This is a genomic window from Metapseudomonas resinovorans, assembly GCF_002003485.1.
In the GTDB taxonomy this organism is placed as follows: domain Bacteria; phylum Pseudomonadota; class Gammaproteobacteria; order Pseudomonadales; family Pseudomonadaceae; genus Metapseudomonas; species Metapseudomonas resinovorans_D.
This window is the reverse complement of record NZ_BDMA01000110.1, coordinates 1-2,985: the sequence shown is the minus strand read 5'-3', so window position 1 is coordinate 2,985 and position 2,985 is coordinate 1. Positions and strand designations below refer to the sequence as shown.

The following is a 2,985-nucleotide window of genomic DNA, read 5'->3' as shown; positions in this document are numbered from 1 at the left end:
TTTCGGTCTGTCGACTTCAACCAGTCGCACCCACAATCACCAGATTGTTTGGGTGTTATATGGTCAAGCCTCACGGGCAATTAGTATTGGTTAGCTCAACGCCTCACAGCGCTTACACACCCAACCTATCAACGTCGTAGTCTTCGACGGCCCTTTAGGGGATTCAAGATCCCAGTGAGATCTCATCTTGAGGCGAGTTTCCCGCTTAGATGCTTTCAGCGGTTATCTCTTCCGAACATAGCTACCCGGCGATGCCACTGGCGTGACAACCGGAACACCAGAGGTTCGTCCACTCCGGTCCTCTCGTACTAGGAGCAGCCCCTCTCAAATCTCAAACGTCCACGGCAGATAGGGACCGAACTGTCTCACGACGTTCTAAACCCAGCTCGCGTACCACTTTAAATGGCGAACAGCCATACCCTTGGGACCGGCTTCAGCCCCAGGATGTGATGAGCCGACATCGAGGTGCCAAACACCGCCGTCGATATGAACTCTTGGGCGGTATCAGCCTGTTATCCCCGGAGTACCTTTTATCCGTTGAGCGATGGCCCTTCCATACAGAACCACCGGATCACTAAGACCTACTTTCGTACCTGCTCGACGTGTCTGTCTCGCAGTCAAGCGCGCTTTTGCCTTTATACTCTACGACCGATTTCCGACCGGTCTGAGCGCACCTTCGTACTCCTCCGTTACTCTTTAGGAGGAGACCGCCCCAGTCAAACTGCCCACCATACACTGTCCTCGATCCGGATGACGGACCAGAGTTAGAACCTCAAGCATGCCAGGGTGGTATTTCAAGGATGGCTCCACGAGAACTGGCGTCCTCGCTTCAAAGCCTCCCACCTATCCTACACAAGCAGGCTCAAAGTCCAGTGCAAAGCTACAGTAAAGGTTCACGGGGTCTTTCCGTCTAGCCGCGGATACACTGCATCTTCACAGCGATTTCAATTTCACTGAGTCTCGGGTGGAGACAGCGCCGCCATCGTTACGCCATTCGTGCAGGTCGGAACTTACCCGACAAGGAATTTCGCTACCTTAGGACCGTTATAGTTACGGCCGCCGTTTACCGGGGCTTCGATCAAGAGCTTCGCTTGCGCTAACCCCATCAATTAACCTTCCGGCACCGGGCAGGCGTCACACCCTATACGTCCACTTTCGTGTTTGCAGAGTGCTGTGTTTTTAATAAACAGTCGCAGCGGCCTGGTATCTTCGACCGGCATGGGCTTACCGAGTAAATCGTTCACCCTCACCGGCGCACCTTCTCCCGAAGTTACGGTGCCATTTTGCCTAGTTCCTTCACCCGAGTTCTCTCAAGCGCCTTGGTATTCTCTACCCAACCACCTGTGTCGGTTTGGGGTACGGTTCCTAGTTATCTGAAGCTTAGAGGCTTTTCCTGGAAGCATGGCATCAACCACTTCGCGTTCTAAAAGAACGCTCGTCATCAGCTCTCGGCCTTGAACACCCGGATTTGCCTAAGTGTTCGGCCTACCACCTTAAACTTGGACAACCAACGCCAAGCTGGCCTAGCCTTCTCCGTCCCCCCATCGCAATAACTAGAAGTACGGGAATATTAACCCGTTTCCCATCGACTACGCATTTCTGCCTCGCCTTAGGGGCCGACTCACCCTGCGTCGATTAACGTTGCGCAGGAACCCTTGGTCTTTCGGCGTGCGAGTTTTTCACTCGCATTGTCGTTACTCATGTCAGCATTCGCACTTCTGATACCTCCAGCAAGCTTCTCAACTCACCTTCACAGGCTTACAGAACGCTCCTCTACCGCTCGTCTTACGACGAACCCGTAGCTTCGGTGTCTAGTTTGAGCCCCGTTACATCTTCCGCGCAGGCCGACTCGACTAGTGAGCTATTACGCTTTCTTTAAAGGGTGGCTGCTTCTAAGCCAACCTCCTAGCTGTCTAAGCCTTCCCACATCGTTTCCCACTTAACTAGAACTTTGGGACCTTAGCTGACGGTCTGGGTTGTTTCCCTTTTCACGACGGACGTTAGCACCCGCCGTGTGTCTCCCACGCTGACACTTCCAGGTATTCGGAGTTTGCATCGGTTTGGTAAGTCGGGATGACCCCCTAGCCGAAACAGTGCTCTACCCCCTGGAGTGATACGTGAGGCGCTACCTAAATAGCTTTCGAGGAGAACCAGCTATCTCCGAGCTTGATTAGCCTTTCACTCCGATCCACAGGTCATCCGCTAACTTTTCAACGGTAGTCGGTTCGGTCCTCCAGTCAGTGTTACCTAACCTTCAACCTGCCCATGGATAGATCGCCCGGTTTCGGGTCTATACCCAGCGACTAAACGCCCTATTAAGACTCGCTTTCGCTACGCCTCCCCTATTCGGTTAAGCTCGCCACTGAATATAAGTCGCTGACCCATTATACAAAAGGTACGCAGTCACCTAACAAAGTAGGCTCCCACTGCTTGTACGCATACGGTTTCAGGTTCTATTTCACTCCCCTCTCCGGGGTTCTTTTCGCCTTTCCCTCACGGTACTGGTTCACTATCGGTCAGTCAGTAGTATTTAGCCTTGGAGGATGGTCCCCCCATATTCAGACAAAGTTTCACGTGCTCCGTCCTACTCGATTTCACTTCCTGGACCCTTTCGCGTACGGGGCTATCACCCACTATGGCCGCACTTTCCAGAGCGTTCCGCTAAAATCCAAGAAGCTTAAGGGCTAATCCCCGTTCGCTCGCCACTACTAAGGGAATCTCGGTTGATTTCTGTTCCTCAGGGTACTTAGATGTTTCAGTTCCCCTGGTTCGCCTCTTGCACCTATGGATTCAGTACAAGATACCTAGGTTATCCTAGGTGGGTTCCCCCATTCAGAGATCTCCGGATCAAAGTCTGTTTGCCGACTCCCCGAAGCTTATCGCAGGCTACCACGTCTTTCATCGCCTCTGACTGCCAAGGCATCCACCGTATGCGCTTCTTCACTTGACCATATAACCCCAAGCAATCTGCTCGTGATCATAGGG

The 2,985-nt window shown here is 52.7% G+C and carries 1 rRNA gene; it reads right to left on the bottom strand.

Annotation, left to right across the window (positions count from 1 at the left end):
• Window positions 1-59 precede the first annotated feature (59 nt).
• Window positions 60-2,950: ribosomal RNA gene (locus MnOB_RS28415) — 23S ribosomal RNA — on the bottom strand.
• Between the last annotated feature and the right edge of the window lie 35 nt (window positions 2,951-2,985).